This is a genomic window from Exiguobacterium sp. s89, assembly GCF_018617735.1.
Lineage (GTDB): Bacteria > Bacillota > Bacilli > Exiguobacteriales > Exiguobacteriaceae > Exiguobacterium > Exiguobacterium marinum.
The window spans coordinates 306071-329545 of sequence record NZ_JACSKS010000001.1 but is presented as its reverse complement, the minus strand read 5'-3'; the positions used below and the strand labels follow the sequence as shown (position 1 = coordinate 329545).

The 23475-nt window shown below is 44.6% G+C and carries 26 protein-coding genes, 1 tRNA gene and 1 pseudogene; 15 read left to right on the top strand and 13 right to left on the bottom strand.

What is annotated here, in order from left to right:
• Positions 1 to 43: 43 nt before the first annotated feature.
• The 4 genes from KNO96_RS01685 to KNO96_RS01670 all read right to left on the bottom strand — a co-directional run bounded on the left by KNO96_RS01685 (position 44) and on the right by KNO96_RS01670 (position 4060).
• Positions 44 to 1600, bottom strand: a complete 1557-nt coding sequence (locus tag KNO96_RS01685) for a class I adenylate-forming enzyme family protein (RefSeq protein WP_353047578.1) — start codon at positions 1598 to 1600, stop codon at positions 44 to 46.
• Entirely contained in the window at positions 1581 to 2441 is an 861-nt protein-coding gene (locus KNO96_RS01680; RefSeq protein WP_214701959.1) for an SDR family NAD(P)-dependent oxidoreductase, read from the bottom strand. Before KNO96_RS01680 ends, KNO96_RS01685 begins: the two co-directional genes overlap by 20 nt.
• Before the next feature lie 122 nt (positions 2442 to 2563).
• Positions 2564 to 2986, bottom strand: a complete 423-nt coding sequence (locus KNO96_RS01675; RefSeq protein WP_214701958.1) for an SRPBCC family protein — start codon at positions 2984 to 2986, stop codon at positions 2564 to 2566.
• Between the two features lie 210 nt (positions 2987 to 3196).
• Complete coding sequence (locus tag KNO96_RS01670; protein ID WP_214701957.1) at positions 3197 to 4060, bottom strand: GRP family sugar transporter; 864 nt, start codon at positions 4058 to 4060, stop codon at positions 3197 to 3199.
• 123 nt (positions 4061 to 4183) lie between these two features.
• Here KNO96_RS01670 and KNO96_RS01665 point away from each other — a divergent pair.
• From KNO96_RS01665 to KNO96_RS01655, 3 genes are all read left to right on the top strand, one after another.
• Positions 4184 to 4256 (top strand) — tRNA-Ala (locus KNO96_RS01665).
• 111 nt (positions 4257 to 4367) lie between these two features.
• On the top strand, positions 4368 to 4700 hold the full coding sequence (locus KNO96_RS01660; RefSeq protein WP_084483592.1) for a four-helix bundle copper-binding protein: 333 nt from the start codon (positions 4368 to 4370) through the stop codon (positions 4698 to 4700).
• A 60-nt stretch (positions 4701 to 4760) separates the two neighbouring features.
• Entirely contained in the window at positions 4761 to 5327 is a 567-nt protein-coding gene (locus tag KNO96_RS01655; protein ID WP_026825897.1) for a 3'-5' exonuclease, read from the top strand.
• 23 nt (positions 5328 to 5350) lie between these two features.
• Here the strand turns inward: KNO96_RS01655 and KNO96_RS01650 are convergent, their stop codons facing one another.
• The 5 genes from KNO96_RS01650 to KNO96_RS01630 form a co-directional block, all read right to left on the bottom strand.
• Positions 5351 to 6412 (bottom strand): bifunctional glycosyltransferase family 2/GtrA family protein, encoded by a 1062-nt coding sequence (locus KNO96_RS01650; protein WP_051545972.1) that lies wholly within the window; start codon positions 6410 to 6412, stop codon positions 5351 to 5353.
• 90 nt (positions 6413 to 6502) lie between these two features.
• Positions 6503 to 7492 (bottom strand): sodium:calcium antiporter, encoded by a 990-nt coding sequence (locus KNO96_RS01645; protein ID WP_214701956.1) that lies wholly within the window; start codon positions 7490 to 7492, stop codon positions 6503 to 6505.
• Positions 7493 to 7679: 187 nt separating this feature from the next.
• Positions 7680 to 8528 (bottom strand): HD domain-containing protein, encoded by an 849-nt coding sequence (locus KNO96_RS01640; protein ID WP_214701955.1) that lies wholly within the window; start codon positions 8526 to 8528, stop codon positions 7680 to 7682.
• A 101-nt stretch (positions 8529 to 8629) separates the two neighbouring features.
• A complete protein-coding gene (locus KNO96_RS01635; RefSeq protein ID WP_034771036.1) occupies positions 8630 to 9334 on the bottom strand; it encodes an SDR family NAD(P)-dependent oxidoreductase in 705 nt (234 codons plus the stop codon).
• Positions 9335 to 9373: 39 nt separating this feature from the next.
• Entirely contained in the window at positions 9374 to 9919 is a 546-nt protein-coding gene (locus KNO96_RS01630; protein ID WP_026825892.1) for a glycerol-3-phosphate responsive antiterminator, read from the bottom strand.
• 116 nt (positions 9920 to 10035) lie between these two features.
• Here KNO96_RS01630 and KNO96_RS01625 point away from each other — a divergent pair, with 116 nt between their 5' ends.
• Together KNO96_RS01625 and KNO96_RS01620 are read left to right on the top strand one after the other, a co-directional pair.
• Positions 10036 to 10461 (top strand): GNAT family N-acetyltransferase, encoded by a 426-nt coding sequence (locus KNO96_RS01625; protein WP_026825891.1) that lies wholly within the window; start codon positions 10036 to 10038, stop codon positions 10459 to 10461.
• A gap of 25 nt (positions 10462 to 10486) precedes the next feature.
• Positions 10487 to 11653 (top strand): cation:proton antiporter, encoded by a 1167-nt coding sequence (locus KNO96_RS01620; protein WP_214701954.1) that lies wholly within the window; start codon positions 10487 to 10489, stop codon positions 11651 to 11653.
• A 48-nt stretch (positions 11654 to 11701) separates the two neighbouring features.
• Here KNO96_RS01620 and KNO96_RS01615 read toward each other — a convergent pair whose 3' ends face one another.
• Positions 11702 to 12322, bottom strand: coding sequence for a DedA family protein (locus KNO96_RS01615; RefSeq protein WP_026825889.1), 621 nt, complete (start codon positions 12320 to 12322; stop codon positions 11702 to 11704).
• A gap of 94 nt (positions 12323 to 12416) precedes the next feature.
• On the opposite strand from KNO96_RS01615, the gene KNO96_RS01610 reads away from it, so the two are divergent.
• From KNO96_RS01610 to argH, 6 genes and pseudogenes are all read left to right on the top strand, one after another.
• Entirely contained in the window at positions 12417 to 12974 is a 558-nt protein-coding gene (locus KNO96_RS01610; RefSeq protein ID WP_483299199.1) for a DNA-3-methyladenine glycosylase I, read from the top strand.
• A gap of 120 nt (positions 12975 to 13094) precedes the next feature.
• Positions 13095 to 13541, top strand: a pseudogene (locus tag KNO96_RS01605) (sodium:solute symporter family transporter); the annotation flags it as partial.
• A gap of 53 nt (positions 13542 to 13594) precedes the next feature.
• Entirely contained in the window at positions 13595 to 13723 is a 129-nt protein-coding gene (locus tag KNO96_RS14390) for a hypothetical protein (RefSeq protein WP_285800470.1), read from the top strand.
• A 113-nt stretch (positions 13724 to 13836) separates the two neighbouring features.
• Entirely contained in the window at positions 13837 to 14979 is a 1143-nt protein-coding gene (locus KNO96_RS01600) for a CapA family protein (RefSeq protein WP_214701952.1), read from the top strand.
• A gap of 125 nt (positions 14980 to 15104) precedes the next feature.
• Entirely contained in the window at positions 15105 to 16319 is a 1215-nt protein-coding gene (locus KNO96_RS01595) for an argininosuccinate synthase (protein ID WP_214702841.1), read from the top strand.
• Positions 16312 to 17700 (top strand): argininosuccinate lyase, encoded by a 1389-nt coding sequence (argH, locus tag KNO96_RS01590; protein WP_214701951.1) that lies wholly within the window; start codon positions 16312 to 16314, stop codon positions 17698 to 17700. The genes KNO96_RS01595 and argH overlap by 8 nt, the downstream gene beginning before the upstream one ends.
• A gap of 37 nt (positions 17701 to 17737) precedes the next feature.
• On the opposite strand, the gene KNO96_RS01585 is transcribed toward argH, so the two are convergent.
• A complete protein-coding gene (locus tag KNO96_RS01585; protein ID WP_214701950.1) occupies positions 17738 to 18334 on the bottom strand; it encodes a TetR/AcrR family transcriptional regulator in 597 nt (198 codons plus the stop codon).
• A 164-nt stretch (positions 18335 to 18498) separates the two neighbouring features.
• Here KNO96_RS01585 and KNO96_RS01580 point away from each other — a divergent pair, with 164 nt between their 5' ends.
• The 4 genes from KNO96_RS01580 to KNO96_RS01565 all read left to right on the top strand — a co-directional run bounded on the left by KNO96_RS01580 (position 18499) and on the right by KNO96_RS01565 (position 21256).
• Positions 18499 to 19317 carry a hypothetical protein gene (locus KNO96_RS01580; RefSeq protein ID WP_026825882.1) on the top strand — a complete coding sequence of 273 codons (819 nt, stop codon included), beginning with the start codon at positions 18499 to 18501 and terminating at the stop codon, positions 19315 to 19317.
• Between the two features lie 76 nt (positions 19318 to 19393).
• Positions 19394 to 20332, top strand: a complete 939-nt coding sequence (locus KNO96_RS01575; RefSeq protein ID WP_026825881.1) for a DUF5692 family protein — start codon at positions 19394 to 19396, stop codon at positions 20330 to 20332.
• A gap of 132 nt (positions 20333 to 20464) precedes the next feature.
• Positions 20465 to 20995, top strand: coding sequence for a biotin transporter BioY (locus tag KNO96_RS01570; protein WP_026825880.1), 531 nt, complete (start codon positions 20465 to 20467; stop codon positions 20993 to 20995).
• A 63-nt stretch (positions 20996 to 21058) separates the two neighbouring features.
• On the top strand, positions 21059 to 21256 hold the full coding sequence (locus tag KNO96_RS01565) for a hypothetical protein (RefSeq protein WP_026825879.1): 198 nt from the start codon (positions 21059 to 21061) through the stop codon (positions 21254 to 21256).
• 412 nt (positions 21257 to 21668) lie between these two features.
• On the opposite strand, the gene KNO96_RS01560 is transcribed toward KNO96_RS01565, so the two are convergent.
• The gene (locus KNO96_RS01560) at positions 21669 to 22517 is read right to left on the bottom strand and encodes a sulfite exporter TauE/SafE family protein (protein ID WP_214701949.1); all 849 of its coding nucleotides are present in this window, start codon (positions 22515 to 22517) and stop codon (positions 21669 to 21671) included.
• Positions 22518 to 22586: 69 nt separating this feature from the next.
• Positions 22587 to 23474, bottom strand: a complete 888-nt coding sequence (locus KNO96_RS01555) for an alpha/beta hydrolase (protein WP_026825877.1) — start codon at positions 23472 to 23474, stop codon at positions 22587 to 22589.
• Position 23475 lies beyond the last annotated feature (1 nt).

Genomic DNA, 23475 nt, shown 5'->3' with positions numbered 1-23475 from the left:
AAGTAAACCATCCACTTTTATTATTTGATTCGCTCCTAAATATCTATTCATCTGCACGAGTGATCGTTTTAAGTCGTTTTCTGTCTAACTTTCCAACCTCTGTATAAGGCAACGCCTCCAAGAATACGATTTCTCGTGGAAACTGATATGTTGTCACTCGTTCGCGCAACCAGCTCACTAGTGCTTCTTCTGTTAATTTTTCGTCGTATACCTGTACATACGCCTTCAAGATGTGACCGGCGTACACATCCTCTACCCCGATGACAGCGGCGTCTTCGACATTCGGATGGTCGCGCATAACCGTCTCGACTTCCCCGGAGTAAATATTGTTTCCAGCAGAGATGATCAAGTCGTCTGTTCGTCCACACAAAAAATAATAGTCGTTCTCATCACGGTATCCGACATCACCCGTTAGAATCCAGCGGTTCTTCCTGTTTTGCATGGACCACTTATTTCGTATGCAAAATTCCCCGATGGCGCCTGGATCGACTTCCACCCCATCCTTCACTATCTGCAAGTCTCCTCCCGGAATCCTTCTTCCGAGCGTATTCGCATCATACTGTAAATCTTCTGGCGTGGCGATGAGATTTAAGCCCGCTTCCGATGTCCCATAGAGATTGTATAAGACGCTCCCTAACTCGTTATGTACTTCACGGACTAAAACGGGATGAAGCTTCGCACCACCGGATGCGATACATGCGAGGGAATGAAGTGATGTTGGATCGTGTCGTAACATTTTGTGGATCATGAGCGGGACGACCGTGACCACTTCTATCTTGTATTGCCGAATGAGGTCACAGGCTCTCTGCACATCAAAGTTCTCCTGAATGACAACCTTTTTCCCTAGCGCTAGAAAAGATAAAAGAATGGCGATGCCGTAGCCATGGTAAATCGGCGTGGCAATATAGGCAGTGTTGAATAACGACAAAAGCAACCGGTTCAATAAAGCCGTGAATGGAGCTAGAAAGTGAAAGAGGGAGGGTTTGTGAATCACCTGTTTCGGACTACCCGTAGTGCCACCGGTCAACATCACGATTTTCCCGCTCGATGCGACCGGAAGCTTTCCTTGATGAGGTCGTTTCGAATCCGATAAACGATTGATTGATACCTTTTCCTTATGATAGCTGACGAGTGTCGAATGTTCGTAAGACGAGTTTTCAATTAAGTCTTCAAACTCCTCATCGTAAATCAAAAGATCGAATGATTGTTCTTCTACGAGCCGGTTGAACTGCAGTTGACTCATCGAACAATGAAGCATATAGATGTCAGCACCGAGTCGTGAGGCCGCAAACATCCCTTGTACGAAAGACGCGTGGTTTTTACATAGAAACGCCACTTTATGTCCTTTTTTAACCCCATACTGATCAGCCAAATGATGAGCAAGGTGTTCGCAACGTGTCTTTAGCTCCTGATATGTCACTGTTTCTCGACTGTCCACTAGAGCCGTTTTTTGACTCCCAGCTCTTTCAGTCAATGTAAAAAGCAGCATCAAGTTGATTCCGTTTTGACGGATTGCGACAAACAGACGGCTTAGGTTTGATGGTGATAGAAAATGGAGCTGCGACAAGACTTTCAATAACTTAACCATTCTTACTGTCACGCTCCTTTCTCTTAAGTAATGTAGGGACCATCCAGTCTATCGGTCTTCTGAAAACAAGAGACGCTACTTGACCGAGGAACAACCACCACGGCTTATATACTGTTCGTTTCGTATACAGGGCATGTCCAATCAGTTCCGCCACATGTACCGGTGACATGGCAGGCGAATGCTGATAAGCCAGCGTCGGTTTAATCATCGGTGTTTTTACTAGCGGTAGATATAGAGCCGTCGTGGAAATATTTTTGATTGTGAGTTCCGGACCCGCGGAGCGAAACCACGTATCGAATGCGGCTTTTGATGCCTGATAGGCCGCCCAGTGAGGAAAAGGATGAAGTAATACATTGATGGTCGACACATTGACGATCTGCCCGTTCTTCTTTTCGAGCAACGGAATGAGCGATAGTATCAATTGTACCGGAGCAAAATAATTGATTGCCATCGTCCGTGTGAAGTCATGGTACCGATCGAGCGACTCGGTGATGGGGCGATTGATGGAGATTCCTGCATTGCTGACGACAATATCCAATCCGTCCGGTAGTTGATGGAGATACGCCAGCAATCCTTTCCGTTCCTCTTCATTTCGAAGATCTGCCGGGAACACAGTCACCTTGGCTGACCCCTTTTCGATTTCAGACTTTATGACGTTCATGTCTGCTTCTCTTCGGGCAACGAGAATCAGATGCGCGGTTGTATCCGCTAGTAGATAAGCGAACGCCTGCCCGATTCCTGAGCTCGCTCCAGTAATCAATATCGTTTTCCGATCTAACTCTAATTTCATTTTCTGATGATTGAAGGAAGGAAATCGAAATAGAAATCTCTCTAGTAACGTGTAGTCATACATATAGCCAGCACCTTTAACTCATTTTCGTCTCGCACTAAGACAATCATTTAGCCTAACATGACAAACAGCAGCGTCCACTTTAATTGAAAAGCGACCTGCTGTTCAAAGCCTCCGTTTATCTTTTATACACTCTTCCCATTCGCATATCGAGTGAAATTGTCGAGAATCGCCTGCCAGCCTTGTCGTTGCATTTCAACCGGATTCATCGATTCCGCATCAAACACCTCGACCATCTTCGTCTGATCCCCTTCTGAAGCAAATGAAATTCTGACTCTCCGTTCATCCTCAAGGCGATACTGAATGAGCTCATTTACTTCAACTTCTTCATATACTCCTTCAAAATCAAAGCCCATGCTCTGATCTTTTGCTTCCATCCGACTACGAAACTTCCCGCCGACCCGTAAGTCGTTCTCAGCCTCAATAGTATGCCAATCGTCAGACGCATGATTCCACTGTTTGATATGGTCAGGGTCTGTCCAGAGTTTCCATACTGTGTCGATTGGTGCATCGACGAGAGCTGATATCGTCACTACATTTGATTCCATGATTCGTTTCCCCTTTATTCTACAAATTTCTGATCAATCACGAATGCGTTGCACGTCCAATATAACGAACGCAACATGGGATTACTTCCCTATCGATTACATTATCTCCTGCTCTCCTTTCAACGATTAAAATTTACTCAAAACAAAAACCCTGAATGGCACTCTAGCACGAGTGCGCATTCAAGGTTCTTTTCAGTCCATAATTGAAAATTAACTCTTGGCAATCCCAAGCATAAATCCGGCAACGACAATCAAACCAATTCCCATAAAGACGAAGACACGTTCTTTTGTCGTCTTCTCTTCTTTCAAGAGGTAGATTCCACCGAGTGTCGCCACAACGACGTTTAATTGGGATAAGGCGAATGAGGTCGCAATCCCGACTTCTCCGCTCGAGACGAAAAGTCCAAAGTTCCCGATCCCCCAGGCAAGCCCCGCCAAGATGTTTTTGAACGTACGCGGATCCAGTTTCTTGACGTCTTTCTCACGAAGACTAAAGAGAAGGGCTGCGATGAACATTCCGACGGATTGTGGAAGGATTGCCGTGATTCCCTCTACTTCAAAATAGTTCGTCAAAACGGCATACGTGACGTAACCGATACTCGAAACGAAGAGGACGAGTAGTCCCTTTTTCAAGGCGCCGGCACTATCTTTGTCTTTTTTCTGTTGATACGAAGTCATCGTCGCCCCGATGATGATCAAGACGAGCGCCGAGAACCCTAACCATAGCTCCGTCGTCGTCTGCCAGTCTCCGAGAACGATAACTCCAAAGAGAGACGTCCCGACGAGCTGCATGCCCGTACTGATTGGCATCGCCTTCGAGACACTTAAGATTTGGAATGATTGAAACTGTAAGTATTGACCGAGCGCCCAAAACGCCCCTGAGATAAACCCGGTCACGATGGCGAGTGTCGTGAACTCCGGTCGGAAGACGAGGGCAATCACTGCCGCCATGATCATCGCCCCGATGGTCGTTCCGATCAATTGCTGAATCGGTTTGCCTCCCACTTTCGACACGATGAGCGGAATACTTCCCCACATGAGTGCCGGTAAGAGTGCCAAAAGAATCATTTCCATAGAGCACACCTGCTTTCTTAATATAACGTCTAACATGAAATTCCCAGGCTTTTAATTTTATAAACCTAAAATGAAAAAGAGAATTGCCATAGCGAATACTAGGATGATATAATGATTTCGAACGGGGCATTAGCTCAGCTGGGAGAGCGCTACGCTGGCAGCGTAGAGGTCAGGGGTTCGAGCCCCCTATGCTCCATTAATTTGTCACATCTCGGATGAGGTGTGACTTTTTTATTGACCTGGTGCGATTCAACCACTTAGTGAACGGGTAATGGTAGATAGACTTTTCATACAAGGGGGACTTCCGATGGAACGCACATCTGTAGAAGAAACATTGACGAGCGTGATTGAATGCTTACGGGCTTGCAACCACTGTTTCTCAAAAAGTTTACAAGAAGAGGATTTACACATGTTCACCGAATGCATCCGACTAACTAGGGAATGTTCTGACATTTGTACGCTAGCTTTAAACGCCTTAGAATCAGACTCCGCATTTTCTAAACCAATTCTCTCTCTATGTGCCCAAATATGCGACACATGTGCCGTCGAATGTGGCCGCCATCTTCATGACCATTGTCAGGCTTGTGCGAAAGCGTGTGAGCGTTGTTCGGAAGCTTGCCGTACACTCGTCGCTGCCTAAACACGACATTCGTCTAACTTTCTGTTAGACTTTTTTTATTGCTTAGAAAGAAGGTGGACCATGCAATATTCAATTTTCGCTCTTGATGTCGAAACCGCGAACCGCGACAGTCGCAGCATCTGTTCTGTCGGATGGAGCATTCTTGAGAATGGAGAAGTCGTCGAAACCGATCAACGACTCGTCAACCCGGAAGAAGAATTCGATATGCGCAACGTCCGCGTTCATGGTATTCGTCCGAGTGACGTTTGGGATGCGCCGGCATTACCAGAAGTACTTTCCTCTCTTTACCCGATTTTACGGGAAGTGGACCTCGTCATCGCACATAACGCCTCATTTGATATGGGTGCCTTGAGAAAGGCGATTGTGAAATATGATTTATTCGATTTCCCTACAATCGAGTACGGCTGCACCGTCAAACTGTCACGCAAACTATATCCCGGGTTACCAAACCATAAGTTGAACACGATGGCCGAGTATTTGAATGTACCATTTCTTCACCATGATGCCGCGGAAGATGCTCGCGTATGCGCCCTACTCATGCGTGATATGATGCACAAGACAAGTATTACGAATCCGAAAGAGTTACATCGCTATACGTCCGTCAAAACGGGAACGCTCGCATATTAAACCGGTCATGAAATCATGACCGGTTATTTTTTAAAAATCCATCGTTTTTGAACATAATAACTGATGAAAAAGAGAAAGCTATCCACGATAATTTTCAAGACGACTTCTCCTTGTCTAAATAGGAGAAACAGAAGATAAACCAATAGTGCCGAGATCGCCATTTGGAGAACGACGAGTCCAAAATACTTGGAAAGTGATCGACGTGCCTTCGAATGGAAGACTACTTTTCGATTGACAAAATAATTGAATAGAGAGGAAATGACTCGTGCGAGTACCGTTGCAACGATGACATGGGCTGTATCGAAGTACGGGGATAATAAATAGATGAAGACTGCATATACTCCAACATCGACAAGGAACGAAGCGACTGACGATATCGAATACATCAAGAACATCCGGTAAATCAAAATCGAGTCGAGTACCGGTCTGAAATGAGATGAATCATTTTCGTTCTCGTAAACCGTCTGAATGGTCGTTTGTTGAATGGGCACCTGTAGCCGTTTTGTGAACGTGAGCATATTCATCTCAAACTCGTATCGACTTCCCGGAATGTCCAATAATTGTCTCGCGTATCGCATCGGGATGGCACGTAACCCGGTCTGTGTATCTTTCAGTTTTAATCCGCTCCCAATCAACATAACGAGCCGTGTCGCCTGATTCCCAAATCGACTTCGAAACGGAATCTCCTCCCCACTAAAATCACGACATCCCATGATGAGATGGTGTGGCTTATTCACACCTTCCTCATATACGTTGACAACATCTTCAGGCAGGTGCTGTCCATCGGCATCGACTGTGATGACCCCTAAATGGTCAGGATACTTATTTACAATATATTGTAATCCTGTCTTCAAAGCAGCCCCTTTCCCTTGATTCTGATCATGGGTCAATACTTGATCAACTAAAGGTGTCACTGCATCAAAGGTCGATTGTGCTGAAGCACCGCTACCGTCATCGACGACGATAATCGATAAAAATCCATTTGCTCTCAACTTCTCAACGAGTGTGACGAGTGCACCATCAGGGTTATAGGCAGGAATTAAAATCGTATACGCTTGACGTGCTTCTACTTTATGCATTTGCATCGCCACCCCTCCTCTCCCTTCCCTTATACCCGAAGGAACGGATTCGCATGCCAACAGAAAAAGCATCAGCACGAGGCTGATGCTACAAAATCATCCGATGAAAATCAAATAGGAAGAAACAAAATAAACGACTAAGACGAGTAGTGAAGGTATCGCATACCGAACTTTCGACGTGACATTTTGACGGAGCACACTATACATAACAAGGATGGACAGAATCGTGATTCCGACCGCAGAGACGAGATGAGACGTCGAGACATCTGCCAAAATCGAACCGTTGCGATAGAATACATCTGACATAGCGATGATGAGCATGTTAAAAATATTGCTACCGAGAATCGAACCGAACGCTAAGTTTACGTTTCGAAGTTTAAGTGCCATGAAGACAGCGACTGCTTCTGGTAACGATGTTGATGCGGCGATTAAAAAGCTTCCGACAAAACTTGAACCGAGTCCCGTGACGACGGCAATCTGATCTCCTGTAATCGATAGGGCTGTACCTGCTGCCATAATCATGATAGCAGCAATCAGAAAACCAACGACTGCCCGTTTTAACGTGATGTCTTCATATTTACTGACGACAACTTCTTCCTCCACTTCTTGTTCAGCGACCGGATCTTTCGGCTGCTTACCGATATAGTAAATTCCAATCGCATAGAGAATGGCAATCAAGAGCGCGTCGATTCCGATTCCGATGAACGTCATATCAACACGGACGATCAAAGCAACCAATGTCGTGAAGGTCAATAATAAGCCGAGCCCCGCCGTATATAAATGGTCCCGGCTCGCATAGTTAAACAGTTGTTTTTGACGGAAATATAAGTCGAACATCGCCAAGATGAAAATATTGAATAAGTTGGACCCGAGCATATTCCCAATCGCGATATCGGGGTTATTAATCATGACGGCCGAAATACTCGTCGTCACTTCAGGTAACGACGTCGCCCCTGCCAATAGGACGGTTCCGATGAGCATCCCACCCATTTTCGACTTCTCTGTCATGACATCAGCGTAAGTGGATAATTTAATCGCGGCAAAGACCGTAATAGCCGCAGCTAATAAAAAATAAACAAATACCATTTTTTCTCCTCCTTGGATAAACAAAAAAGACCTTTTTATGGACGACAAAAACGCCCATAAAAAGGTCTTGCGTACTTGTAAAAGCTCGATGGACCGAGTGCAGACGCACTGTAATGACGACCCATCGACCACATATGTGGTCGCTACTCCCCTTTTTATCTTCCATTTGACTATAGCATGAACAAATCTAGTTGACAATCGAGTGACGCATGAGAATGACTAAATCCTTCACATCAAGTGCAGTGCGATAACTGAGTTCCTTCAAGCCAGCAAGCGTTGATGGTGACGAAAGTTCCGTCCAACCGGATTGGTACAGTTGCTGTCTGAAACGTGCAACTTCTTCTTCATCACATGTCTCACGTCCAACGATTTCTCTTAACTCATACGCGGTCTGGCAAAGCGGTGCCACTTCCTGGATCCAGATGTCCTCATCGAAATTAATGACAATCGATTCGAGTAATTGTCTTACTTTTCGATCCTTCGCATTCTTCTCACCATAAAATAACAAATGAAGTTCTTGTTCATATAAACCAATCAAATCCGTCGAGCTCCGAAATGGTTCAAGCGCTAATAACAACTCATGATAATACCAAGATTGGTCTCTCATCGGACGTTCGAAGCGTTGCCACACCTTCATCCCTTCCATTTCTAAATCATAGCGAATGGAACGGAGATTATGTAGCTTGTCCGCCACGAACAGAGCAACTTCATCGAATTGAAGCGTTGACAGGCGTTGAAGGGTCATTTGCTTTCGTTGTTCCCAGGTCAAGTCTCGAATTCCCTCTGAGACCGCAAGAACGAGGCGAAGTACATCAGGACCAAACTTTGATAAAATTTCGTGCGGTTCCGTATTGGTCTTCTCTATCACATCATGGAGTAGACCTGCTACAACGACAGCCGGTGGTTGTTGATCTGTTTCGAGTAACAAAGCAACCGAAAAGGGATGAGACAAATATGGAATGGATGAACCATTACAATCCTGTCCTCCGTGACGTATAGACGAAAAGCGAATGGCCTCTTCTATGAGCGGGTTCATATCATGTACCCCCTTCTTTCGGATAAAAGCTCCAATATCTATTACCCGAAATTAGGCATAATTAACCTAAAAAACAAATTGGTATTAGGTGAAAAGTCTCATCACTCTTCATATATCATCTTCTTCGTCATACCACCATCAACAATGAGGTTTTGTCCATTCACAAAATCATTTTGTCGGTCAATCAAATAGCGCACCGCACGGACGATATCTTCCGGTTCACCGACCCGACCCGATGGATGTTGTTCATGATCGATCTCACGTAACGACTCATCAGACGTGTGAATCCACCCCGGGCTGATTGCATTTACTGTAATCGGTCGGTCGCTCAATGAGATGGCTAGCGAGTACGTTAGACTGACGATTCCACCTTTTGAAGCCCCATATGCATCCCAGTGAGGTTCGTTTTGCGATGCTCTTGTTGAAGCCATATTGACGATTCTTCCGTACGACTCATCTTTATTCAATTCTAAAAAGTATTTTGAACAACTAAATGTCCCGACTAAATTGACATCGATGACTCGTTTAAACGTGTCAACCTCGAGTTCATCAATCGGCTTGATCAGTGAAGCGATGCCTCCATTATTAATCAAGACATGGGCTCGACCAAATTGGTTATAGATCTCTTCGAAGACACGCTTGAGTTCAGACTTGTCACCGAGGTCAACCTGATAAAAATGTATACCTTCAACGTTTGGGTCTTCTCCAATGTCTAGCCCAATCACTTCATACTGATTTACGAAAGTTTGAGCAATCGCATAACCAATGCCTTGACTAACACCTGTCACAATCATCACGTCTTTCATCATTCATCCCTCCTAAAGGACTGTATACCCAAATCCTGATTAGTCGGACCATAGTTTTCGATTTGAGGTCGTAACAACACTCGCTCCCGCATCAAGAGCTGCTTGAACTTCTTCCGCTGTCTCGATTAGGCCGCCTGCGAATACCGGAATGCCTGTCCTTTCATGAACACGCTGTATATATTTCGGCACAATTCCAGGTAATACTTCGATATAGTCCGGTTTTGAACGTTCAATATGACGAATACTCTTTTCAAGTGAGAGTGAATCAATTAAAAACAAGCGTTGTACGGTCACGACACCTTTTTGCTTCGCCTTCACGATTACGTTTCCTTTCGTCGAGATAATGCCAAACGGTTTATATGTTTGACATATATATTCAGTCGCGAATTCATCCGCTTTCATTCCTTGTATCAGATCCATATGAATGAATACCTTTTTGTGATGGCTCCCCAGTAATTTAAAGATGGATTCCAATCGACTCATATGAATTTCCAATAACACGCCTAATTCGAGATCACTTGATAAAAAGCGTTCTAAATCACGCATGTCCCGTATCGCCGGCAAGAGTGATTGACCGTTTAACATCTGCTATTCCCCCTATCTCCTCTCTCATTATGCAGACAGCCGTTTTTAGAAATCAAGGTTTACTCATTCAATATATCGGGAAAGTAAAATTAACTTGTGTTGAGGGGGATTTTAGTATGGTCAATGAAGTCACAGTAAAGGTCGAAACGCCAACACCGGAACAGCATCAAGCGTTGCGCGTCAAGGCAGGAATGCCTCGTCGGTCTGATGAAAGTACGGTCAAAGGACTTAAGAATACGCTTTTTGGGATCTGTTTATACTTAGATGACGAGATTGTGGGGATGGGGCGTGTCGTAGGTGACGGCGGAATGGTCTTTCATTTAGTTGATATTGTCGTAGACCCTGAATGCCAAGGACTCGGTCTTGGAAAGTTGATTATGGAGCATATGATGGATTGGATTTTAACTGAAGCAGACGAAACAGCCATCATCAGTCTGATTGCGGATATCCCTGCAGATGGATTATATCGACAGTTCGGCTTTGATTACTCAAGACCTGAATCCGTAGGGATGGAGTATCAGTGGAATCAAGCAAACAGTTGAACCCCATCGTTAAAGGAGATGACTTATGGATGGATTAAACATCATCGTGTTGCTCGGATTGTCGCTCACTCTGATTTCCGTATTCAGCCTTCTGATTGAACGCCTATACTTCCCTAGCATTTTGGCGTTTATCGCCATCGGGGTAGGCGTTGGATTTTTCTGGGATGGAAACGAGGTATTCAAAGTCGCGGGTGAAATCGGAATCGTCCTCTTGTTTTTCTTGCTTGGTCTTAAGTTTCCCCTACGTCAGCTATGGAAACGGATGCGTAAAGTATGGAAAGCAGGAGTCCTTGACATCATCCTCTCGTTCGGTGTCTCATTTGGGATTGCCTTACTGTTTGGTTTGGATTTCCCTCGTGCTTTTTTAATCGGCGCCGTATTGTATGCGACAAGTTCTTCCATCTCGGCGAAGCTACTTGAGCGCCATTCCGAAAAACATGAAGATATTAAAGACTTTGTTCTCGCTTTACTCATATTCGAGGATATTTTTGCACCGCTATTACTAACGATTGCACCTTTCATTATTCAAGAGGAACCAGTGGCCCTGAGTGACATCGGAAGAGTATTCACAGGATTTCTCATATTCGGGGTACTGCTGTTCATTGGATCAAACTTCGTATCTAGACAGCAAAAGTTTTCTAAACATTTACTTAGGCAGGATGATGCTAGTATCGGTTTAATCGGACTTATTCTCTTTTTCGCCGGAATCGGGATGATGTTTGGCTTGTCCGAAATTTTAGGTGCGTTCATTGCTGGAATCATGTTAGCGGACATCCACGACGTCAGACCGCTCAAGCGATTGACTGTACCGGTTCGCGACTTATTTTTACCCATCTTCTTTATCTCATTTGGCATCTCAATCAATCTAGAGGAAGGTGTCATCGTAAACGCCCTATTCTTCGTCCTGATTGTGTGGGGCGTCTTATCGAAGTGGATTGTTGGTCGTGTCGGTGGAAGAATATACGGTCTGACACGAATCCAGGCCAATGAGGCCGGATTTTCGCTCGCTCCACGTGGCGAATTCTCTATATTATTTACCGCGCTTTCGAACGGAGCCATCAACTTGTTTGTCGGTCTCTATATTTTTGTATCCGCTATTGTCGGGATCATCTTATTCCGTTTCTCAGAATATTTGGCAGAAAAGACGGAACGGACACTCACGAAAGTATTGCCGGACAAGAAAAAAGAATAAGAGTGAACAGGCGAACCGTGACTCGGTCCGCCTGTTTTATCGTCTCCGTTAATCTTTTACCGTCTTTTTATGTTGACGTTTTTTTCGCCAGATCAGGTATCCTACCATACCGATCAGCAACAGACCGTAAATCGTGTAGGAATAAGCATCAAGATACGTGAGAATTTCTTTCCAGTTCTCCCCTACCTTCATTCCTATCAATATGAGAATCGTGTTCCAAATGGCTGTCCCCACAGTACTGAGGAGTAAAAATTTCAAAAACGGCATATTCGACATCCCCGCAGGTATTGAAATGAGACTTCGGACGACAGGCATCAATCGCCCAAAGAACACCATCCATCCCCCGTATCGGTCAAACCAGGCATCTGCTTTTTTGACATCCTCTATATCAAGACGCAACCACTTTCCGTATCGCTTCGTCCATTTCTCAATCTGTTCAACATCGAATAATAGACCCATTCCATATAACAGAATTGCTCCAAGTATAGCTCCGGTCGTTGAGGCTACGACGACTAGTATAATTGAAAGGTTCGTCTTCACAGCAAAAAAACCGCCAAACAATAAAACAACTTCAGAAGGGATTGGCGGAAATACGTTCTCAATAAAAATCATGAACGCGATTCCTATGTATCCATATTGTTCGATTACTGAAATCATCCAGTCGCTCATTTTAAATGTCCCCCATTCCCACTCTTTATACCCGTCGATTCGCAAGCATAACCGCCAAGACATGCTACACTTTACATAAAAGGAGCTGATGAATTTGGAAAGAATCTTTCGCTGTCCGTGGTGCGGTACCGACCCGTTATACGTCAGCTACCACGACAAGGAATGGGGAAAGCCCATACACGATGATACGAAACATTTTGAATGTTTGACCCTTGAGAGTGCGCAGGCTGGACTGAGTTGGATCACGATTTTACGAAAACGAGAAAATTATCGATTGGTCTATGCTAACTTTGAGGTACAACGAGTTGCCAGCTTTACCGATGAGGATGTGAAAAGACTTCTATCCGATAGCGGAATCGTGAGGAATCGTCGAAAAATCGAGGCGTCGATCAATAATGCAAAACAGTTTATCAAAATACAGGAAGAGTTTGGCTCGTTTGATTCATACATCTGGTCATTCGTCGATCATGAACCTATCATCAATGCATGGGATCGACTTGAAGATGTTCCCGCAACGACGGAACTATCTGAACAATTGAGTAAAGACCTCAAACGACGCGGGTTTAAGTTTTTAGGACCGACAACGGTTTATGCCCACCTACAAGCGACCGGTCTCGTCAATGATCACCTCACCTCTTGCACGTTCCGTTAATTTAAGACCAGCTATCAAAAACATTTTTACATTTCCCCACTTGTTGTGACAATATTTTGACAAAGTGATACTCAATCACTGAAATTATTTTCATATTTTTTATCTCTCGGGGGGATGTTGATGAACGGAATTTTAGTGTCTATCGTCGTGTACATGGCACTGATGGTCCTACTTGGGATCATCGCGTATCGGAGAACAAGCAGCATCGGAGATTACATGTTGGGTGGACGGGCGTTAGGTCCCGGGGTCGCCGCCTTATCTGCCGGTGCCTCGGACATGAGTGGATGGCTTTTAATGGGCTTGCCGGGAGCCATGTATGCAACAGGTGTATCAAGCGGTTGGATTGTCATTGGATTGACCATCGGCGCGTATTTAAACTGGTTATTGGTCGCTCCGAGATTGCGCATTTATTCATATATATCAGACGATGCAATCACAATCCCAGACTTCTTTGAGAAACGATTCAAAGACACAAAAGGCGTGTTACGTTCTTTTTCAGCAGCTGTCACGCTCATCTTTTTCACACTGTATGCGACAAGCGGATTCGTCGCCGGCGGTCGTCTTTTCAATGGAAGAACTATGCCGCTTCTCTCTTCGGTACGTTTGGGACATTGTATGAAATGATTCCAGCATTCTTCTTGTCGGCGCTCGCCATCTACATCGTGAGCTTGATGACGCCGCCATCAAATGAGGTCGTTCAACGTGAGTTTGACCACATGCAAGACATGGTCAAGGAACATATCAAATAATTCTCATGACAGGTCAAAAACGACCTGTCTTTATTTATATAAGCAGGATTTTTCTTAATTATCGACGAATTTTATGGTTATCGAACGAATCTGTCGTGAAAAGGAGAATCGGGATGAAACCAATCAAAATCGTCTCTCGCCTTACCTTCCTGCCTAGCTTAGTTGTATTATTTGCTTGTAGTACGACTCCAGCAACAAATCAAGAAGTACCAGCAGAAGTAGAAGAACCCATTGTCGAGGTTCCTGAAGAAGCACCGCCCGTCGAACCTGAGCCGCTTGTTACGACGGCCTCTCTCTATGCGATCGGCGATGTACTTCTTCATGACTCGGTATACAACGCGGCTCGTGTCGATGACGGGTATGACTTTGATTCTGCGTTCGAACAGATTTCTCCGATATTGAGTCGCGCCGATATTTCAATTGCCAACCAAGAGAGTATGATTGGTGGAAGTGAAATCGGACTGTCGAGCTACCCGGCATTTAACAGCCCGTATGAGATTGGAGATGCTTTGAAACGGGCGGGAATCGATTTGGTCACGACCGCGAATAATCATACGCTCGACCGCGGGGTTCGTGCCATCGAGAACTCAATCGGGTATTGGAATGAAATCGGGATGCCTTATACCGGATCCTTTTTATCCGCTGAAGACAAAGCAAACATTCGTACGTTGACAGCCAATGACATTTCTTTTTCCTTCCTCGCATACACGTACGGGACGAATGGAGTCGTTCCGAAGCAGCCATATCACGTGAACTATATCGACCTCGCGCAGATGCAACCAGAGATTGAGAAGGCGGAACAGTCGACTGACATGACCGTCGTCTCCCTCCATTTTGGAACGGAGTACGAACCGTTACCGAATGAGGGTCAAACCGAACTCGCACAAGCGTTAGCAGACCTTGGGGTCGACATCATCATCGGTCACCATCCTCATGTGCTGCAACCTCCAGCGATGCTAGAAGGAGTCAACGGCAATCAGACATTTGTTGTCTACTCACTCGGTAATTTCCTTTCAGGTCAACAAGGGGATGATCGAAATACAGGTGGGATCATCGGGATTGATGTCGTCAAAACAATCGAAGATAACAGTGTGACTTTTGAATTGAAGAATCCCATGTTCTATCCGACGTTTGCTCGAAAATCTATCGGTGGACCGTATGAAGTCGTCCCATTAGAAGTTGCTCGCCCTAAACTCATCTCCCCTATCAGTAATCACATGTCTCAGTGGTTACCACAACTCAAGATTGAACAATGACAACCACGAAAAAAGTTCGTGGTTTTTCTTTTTTCAAAAAAAGGTTGCTACTTAAATTATTATCCCTTACACTAAATCGTATATTTATAAATAAAAACTAATAATTATTCATAAGGGGTGTTCACATTTTGAAACAGAAACTCGTATTGGCTTATTCAGGTGGACTTGATACATCGGTTGCAATTAAATGGTTGGATGAACAAGGGTATGATGTCATTGCGGTATGTTTAAACGTTGGGGAAGGAAAAGATTTAGAAAAGATTCAGCAGAAAGCAATGAAAGTTGGAGCGAAAAAATCCATCGTCATTGATGCGGTCGATGAATTCGTCAACGAGTTCGCTCGTTATTCGATGCAGGCCCATACATTATATGAAGGCGTATATCCACTCGTTTCGGCACTATCTCGTCCTCTCATCTCGAAGAAATTGGTCGAGGTCGCACAAGCAGAAGGAGCCGTCGCTGTGGCTCATGGATGTACAGGGAAAGGAAATGACCAAGTGCGTTTCGAAGTGTCCATTCACGCACTCGACCCTTCACTGGAAATCGTCGCACCCGTTCGTGAATGGAAGTGGTCACGTGAGGAAGAAATTGCGTACGCGGCTCAACACCATATCCCTATTCCAATCGTTCAAGAAGAGCCTTTCTCGATCGATCAGAACATCTGGGGACGCGCCATCGAATGCGGCATTTTAGAAGATCCTTGGGCGGCACCACCTGAGAGCGCTTATGAGTTAACTGCAGCAATCGAGGATACACCACACGAACCGACTTTCCTTGAAATTGAATTCAAGAACGGGGTGCCGGTCGCCATTGATGGGAAGAGCCAACCGTTCACTGATATCTTGAAAGAGCTCAATATCGTCGCTGGTGCGCATGGCGTCGGTAAGATTGACCACATCGAGAACCGTGTCGTCGGTATCAAATCACGTGAGGTGTATGAGGCACCTGGTGCCATGACATTGATTACGGCCCATAAAGCTCTTGAAGCCTTGACACTCGTGCGTGAAGTCGCGCACTTTAAGCCGATTGTCGAGCAAAAGTTAACGGAGACGATCTACAACGGACTTTGGTATTCTCCGCTCACGAAGGCACTCCTTGCCTTTATCGATGAGACACAGGCAACCGTCACAGGCACGGTTCGGATGAAGCTGTTTAAAGGGCACGCCATCGTCGACGGCCGCAAGTCCCCAATCTCACTCTACGATGAGGAACTTGCGACATATACATCGGCGGACACGTTCGATCAGCAAGCATCTGTCGGATTCATCAAGTTATGGGGTTTGCCAACAAAAGTTCAATCAGAGGTGTTGATGGAAAAAGGAGCGTTCGTCAATGAGTAAACTATGGGGAGGCCGTTTCGAGAAAACGGCGAGTGATTGGGTCGATGCGTTCGGTGCATCGATTGAATTTGACGCTCAACTCGTCCTTGAAGATTTAGAAGGTAGCATGGCTCACGTGACGATGCTAGGTGACCAGGGCATCCTCTTAAAAGAGGAGGTCACTCAAATCCTTGATGGATTACAACAACTTAAGCAAAAAGCACATGCAGGTGAATTAAAATTCGAAGTATATCACGAAGATATTCATATGAACTTAGAAGCTCTGCTTCATGAAGCGATCGGACCGGTTGCCGGGAAAATGCATACGGCACGTAGCCGAAACGATCAAGTCGCGACGGATATGCACCTCTATTTAAAGGGACGGGTGCATGAAGTGATTCAATTGATTGAATCCCTTCAGCAGGAACTCCATGCACACGCTTCAGACCATGTCGAGACGATCATGCCTGGCTATACGCACCTTCAGCGCGCGCAACCAATCTCACTGGCTCATCACTTGCTCGCCTATTTTTGGATGCTCGAGCGGGATAAAGAACGCTTCACCGACAGTTTGAAACGAATCGATTGGTCACCGCTTGGAGCAGGCGCGCTTGCCGGAACAACTTTCTCAATTGACCGGACCCGATCAGCTGAACTTCTCGGATTCAATCGGGTCTACCCGAACAGTCTCGATGCCGTGAGCGATCGTGACTTCATTCTCGAGTTCCTTTCAAATTCGTCGATGCTCATGATGCACCTCTCCCGATTCTGCGAGGAATTGATTCTTTGGGCGAGTGAAGAATATCGCTTCATCACGGTGTCAGACACCTTCTCTACCGGTTCAAGTATGATGCCACAAAAGAAAAATCCGGATATGGCCGAACTTGTCCGTGGAAAATCGGGTCGTGTGATTGGAAACTTGATGGGATTGTTGACGCTCATGAAAGGACTTCCACTCGCTTATAATAAAGATTTACAGGAAGATAAAGAAGGAATGTTCGATACGGTCAAGACCGTTCAAGGCTCTCTTAGTATCATGGCTGGGATGATGAATGAATTGACATTCCATTCGGACGTTATGAAACAAGCGACCGAACGTGATTTTTCTAATGCGACCGAGCTCGCCGATTATTTGACAGCAAAAGGGTTGCCGTTCCGCGAGGCGCACGAGGTGACAGGAAAACTAGTCAAGCATTGCGTGAATGAACGATTATATTTATGTGAGCTTCCGATTGAAGTGTTTCAAAGCCACTCCACTTTGATTGAAAAAGATGTGTATGTCGCCCTCACCCCTGAACAGGCCGTTAAACGTCGGAACAGTTATGGTGGCACAGGATTTGATGCCGTCCGCGAACAGTTGAAGGAAGCTTCAGAATGTATGAAAATGATGACTTCTTCCTAACAGATTTGATCCGTCACTCTATCGAGTGGCGGATCTTTTACTTTCCTTTTTCGTTCAATCGCTCAACAAATGATTCGAGACCCTCATCTAGTAAAATTTCGAACACTTCCATCATCTCATCAATCGAGTTCTCGTTGACGTCTAGTAAATATTGGAGAACTACTCCATCAATTGCGCCAATCAACCATGAACTAAAGGCCTGATTCAAACGGGTATTTTCTAACCCATACAAATGAATCAATAATTGCTCGATTTGTTTCGTCCATTCAGAGTATTTGACTTTCAATTTTGCTTGCGCATCCATATTTCCTAGTAATACGTCGTGAGCGAAATGATATTGAAGCCGATTCTCTGCATCTTTATAAAATCGATTGGCCGTGTTTTGTACAATCTCTTCCTTCACTAGTTCTTTCGAAAATGATTCGTTAGTTACTTCTTTAGCGATTTGAGAGGAAACTGACAAACTTTCATCTAAAAGATCATATAATAAATCCTCTTTATTTTTATAATGATGATAGATGGCTCCAGTCGTCATGTTCGCTTCTTCGGCAATCGCTCTAACCGTCGCCCCATTGGCACCATGTCGTATGATCACATTTTTTGCAGCAGCAAGAATTATTGTTTTTCCATCCACTTTCAATTTATCCCCTTTCGATTCCACTTTAGAATAACATAGCCCGAACTAGGTTTCGCTTCAATATTGTGAATAAATTCACATTGACTATTGATAAATATCAGCCTATACTAAAAACATAACAAACGTTATGTTTGTTAAATTCAAATGAGAAGGTGAAATTAATGAACGTATGGCCTCATGTAATCTCAATGCCACTCTATTTAGGTCTACTGTTAGGAATCGTTGTTTTCTTTCGTAAACACTACAAATTGTCCGCCTATTTTTGGCTCGCTTCGCTGTTGACGATCCCGTTATGGATGATGGGAAATGTAGATGGATGGTTTAGATGGGCAAAAATTGTAAGCGTTATCATTCCGACGATCATCGTTGGTTTTTCTCGAATCGCAATATATGAAAATAAACAAGGTCGCATCTGGGATTTCTTGAAGCGAGATGAATTTTTATGGTTCTTTTATGGAATTCTGTTTTTGAATATTGCCGAAGCAACCATCAAGGATGCAACACTTGGAAACTATTTTAATGCCGCTTGTGGGTTTTTACTTTGTGTCACGATTCCGTTTGCTCCGACTTTTTGGAGGTTTGCAAAAGAAGGTTATGCTGATCTCGTCGCATATACGACCGGATCTTGGAATTTTATCTATACGACATGGAATGCTTGTTTTGTATATGCCGAATCACCAACTTATTTTGCAAGTTCTCTCTGTATTTTGATTGCTGCCGAACTTTATCCAGTGCTAAAAGGTAGACCAGAATTATATATCACTGCCCGAATCTATACGTTAGCAGCTCATCTGCTAATTCGAGCATGCTATGATGTCTTCCCGACTGTTATGAATTCCTCGACTTGGTTCAATCCAGAAGTATTGAGAACGTGGGGAATGATTAATTTTGTCATTATTGTTCCTTATGTATTTTGGCATATGTGGCAACTTCATAATAATAAAGCGACCTTGAGTTTTAAGAGAGTTAAAGCGAGTTAACGTTCGTATTGCGTATCAATTTTTGCCTTCAATTGCTCAATGTTGAACAATATTTTTTATAAAGGAGTCACTTATCATGGGAATACTATACGAGCAAACAGATCTTGTAGGCTGGGGAATATGGTTATTTGTTCTATTTGCGCTCATGGCTTTCAATGAATTCAGTCGGACGACAAAATGGGGTGGATTGACTCTATTTTTGATTGTTCCAGTCGTTTTAACTATATTTGTTTGGCCAACGACAGCGTCACCGGGAAATGAATATGGAACAGGTACGTGGTTCAACTGGGTGAAGACTTATTCTGCACTCGCGGGGTGCCTTGGCTTTATGCTAATTCGTTATCGCCCTACTTTATTAAACAATAAATGGATTCTTTTATTCCCTCCTGGTATATTGGCGCTAAACATATTAGAAGCATGCATTCGTGACTTTCAAGTTTATTTTTATAACGTCCCGAACGGAGCATATATTGATAACTTGTGGGTCATGTCTGGTCCGTGGAACTTAATGAACGGGGTCGCTGGACTACTAAATATCATTGCGATTTGTGGATGGGTTGGAATCAAGATTTCAAAAGACCAATCAAAAGATATGATATGGCCTGACATGATTTGGCCATGGATTATCGCCTATGATCTTTGGAACTTTGCATACGTCTACAACTGTATATCTGACCATTCATTTTATGCGGGATTTGCACTTTTACTCGCTTGTACGATTCCTTCATTTTTTATCAAAAAAGGAGCATGGTTACAGCACCGTGCACATACACTCGCTTTATGGATCATGTTTGTCATGACTGTCCCATCTTTTGTCGACCGGTTGGCACCTGTTCCATCCACTCATAATCCGAGAGCATTTTTCATCGTTAGTCTTATCTCTCTTATTTCGAATATAGCACTTGTGTCTTACCAATTTTATCGAATCCGCCAACGTAATCTTCATCCACTCAAGGATGAAATCTATGCTGATACAAAAGCATATCAGACAGTTCTAAGTCAAAATGGACTTTAACAAAAAATACACCAGAGACAAATATCTCTGGTGTATTTTTACTAATTTATTCTTGTCAAAAAAATTCTTGCTAACCTCTTCCTAAGATGTTAACTTTTATTATGTTAACGTTAACTTGAAAGGGGTTTACATATGAAGATTCAAGACATGACACAAATCGCTTTTGGAGCTGCACTCATCGCGAGTGTCGGATTTATTGAAATACCGATCGGACCGGTTCCCATCACGCTTCAAACACTTGCCATCATGACAATCGCCGGTGTGTTCGGGGCACGTAAAGGCTCACTGGCAGTGATAGTTTATCTATTACTAGGATTAATCGGACTTCCGGTACTGAGCGGTCAAGGTGGTCTCGCACCATTCGTAGGTCCGACAGTCGGTTATTTGATTGCCTTCCCTATTGCGGCTTTTCTGATTGGCTGGTTCAGCGAACGCCATCGCTCGATTCCTGGATTAATTGGTTACAACTTCTTATTCGGTTTAGGACTCGTCTATTTACTCGGCAGCATCGGTCTTGAATTCATGCTTGGCATGTCATTCATTGATGCGCTCAAAGTGAATATCCCATTTGTTTTCGGAGATTCAATCAAGGCTGTGCTCGCAGGAATTATGGCAATCAAGATTTCTGAAAATGTCCAAGTGCGACGTTCGCTCGTTTCTTAAAGGTTTGAACGTTTCGCTGGTTTCCTTATGTGGAATATTGTTTATATGGAAGGGGGTGTCCTTATGAGCGATTCGACGTTTAAAAAACGATTACAGAAAGCGACCCACTTTTATAAACGCTCTGATAAAGGACAACATCGAGGAGTCGACAAATCGTCTCATGAGAAACGTGACACAGAAGCTTTTGAGCGCAGACTCCGCGAGGCAAAAGGCAAAGTCGGTGAAATCCAAGAAAACATTGATCATATTTCTAGACGGTGAACTACTCACCACTTATGTGCTTCGTACATTGAAGGGGGAGCTTCTTGGGAAGACCGTGCTCTTACCAGCCACGGTTGTTGACCAAGCTCGCCGGGCAGTCCCTGCCCTGAAGGGGTTTCAGTTTGCCAGCCTCAATAGGTTGAGGCTGGTGGAGCCGGTATGTGTAGCCTTTCAGCATGTCTGTCCCTCCTCCCTCCAGAAGATCGTGATGTGTCTTCCTCATCCGATACCCGCCGAATGGGAATAGGAATCTGACGGAATCACGAACTTTTGTTCGTTATATCCATCACAGGGAGAATAGAATTTTGGACCAGGCGATCCATCTTCCACCTACGCTCGGCTGTGCCCCGAGACGCTTAGAGGTGGGAGAACTCTCGCTAAATTCAGTTAAAATCCCGTCCGTAGACGGGGTTTATTTTTTTCGGGCTCGAATGATGAGCGTAATGATGAAGAGGAGCGCCAATGACACAAGAAGTGAGAGTGATGCGGTATTCCATCCTATCAGGTTGAGCGCCACACTGAATGCGACCGTAACATAAAATCCACCGAGCGCTTTTTTGACATGTTGTGAACTGAACCGCTGTAACTGTTTTGCTCCGAACGGTGACCCAATCATGGCACCAGCAATCAGGGCGATTCCATGCCAATAGTTCGTTTCTGCGCCAGCTACGGCGTAACTAATCACGCCGGAAATGACGATAAGAAGTGCCGCTGAAATACTCGTTCCTACCGCACGTTTCATTTCAGTATTGAGTAATTTGACTTGTAGCGGAGTCAATACGAACCCCCCGCTCACACCCATCAATGAGGAAATAAAACCGGCAAAGACACCGATGATGCCTAGACGTGGCACGGAACCCGTACCAACACTTCCTTCCACGTGCTGTTTCGAGCGGAAGAAAGAAATCGCGAAGTACGTAAGTAACGCAATGTAAACGAGAGAAATGATCAGCGTCGCTCCGTCTACCCCTTCTAAATAAAAGACGAGTGGCGTCGCAACCCATGTACCGAGTATCCCAAATACACCAATCCATAAAGCATGAGGCACGTTCACGTTACGCAAACGAATGTGCGAGATCGTTCCTGCCGTCGTTGATCCGAGTGTCAACATGAGACTGAGGGCGATTGCCGCACTCGCCTCATACCCGAAAACGAGGAGTAGTGGTGTCAGTAAAATTCCGCCTCCGATTCCGAAGAAGCCGCTCAAGATTCCAATCAACGTCCCGAGCAAAAGAAACTGTATTAACTGCAAAAAGTCCATGTTATACCCTTCTTTCATTGGTCTCGTCTGCAATCATATCAAAAAGGGGCGTCAAATGCGCCCCTTTACTCATAATGAACGTTCTAAAAAATCGAAAATCTGTTGACGATATTCTGTTTGGAATGACCGATAAGATCCAACGTGTCCGTCGTTATCGGTCACCCAGAGCTCGACTTGCTCTTGAGCTGCAGCCAGTTCTTCACTTTCTGAGACAGGGATTGCATCGTCACCTGAGCTATGAATTAAAAGAATCGGCGCATCAATTGATTTGATGTCATGGATGGGAGAGACAATATCGGCATCGAGACCGGTAAACCAAGGTGTCACAGTCATGATGACGGGCGTGAACGGAACATTTGGTAAATCGCTCCACACGGGTAGATTCGTCTCGAGATAGTTCCTTAAATCACTAAATGGACTATCTGCGATAACCGCCGCAACTTCGACATCATCTGCTGTAGAAAGTGCTGTCGCCGCTCCCATTGAGATTCCATACAGGACAATTGGTCCCTCTGAGCGGCCTTGTGCATACTTAATAGCTGCCTGTAAATCCGATTGTTCTTTGGCACCAACCGTCACACGGTCCCCTTCAGAAATGCCCGATGCACGAAAATCGAATGTTAAGAATTGATATCCTTGTTCATGAAATTCAGGAATCAATTCTTTAAGCGGCAGATCTTCCTGTTCTCGATTCTTACCATACCCATGCGCGAAAACAATTGTCGCACGCGGCGTAGGATGTGGAATCCACCATCCATATAAATCATACTCTTCTTCCGATTGAATCGTAACATTCTCGTACTTTAACCCTAATGACTTCGGCGTGTATGTCAAAGTTTCACGCTCAGGCGAAGTCAATTGATCGCCGATGTGTGCTGAGATCCCGCCAATCACTAGTCCGGCAACGAGTAAGATGACAAGTACAGAAATACTCAATATTTTCATCCAACGACTCATC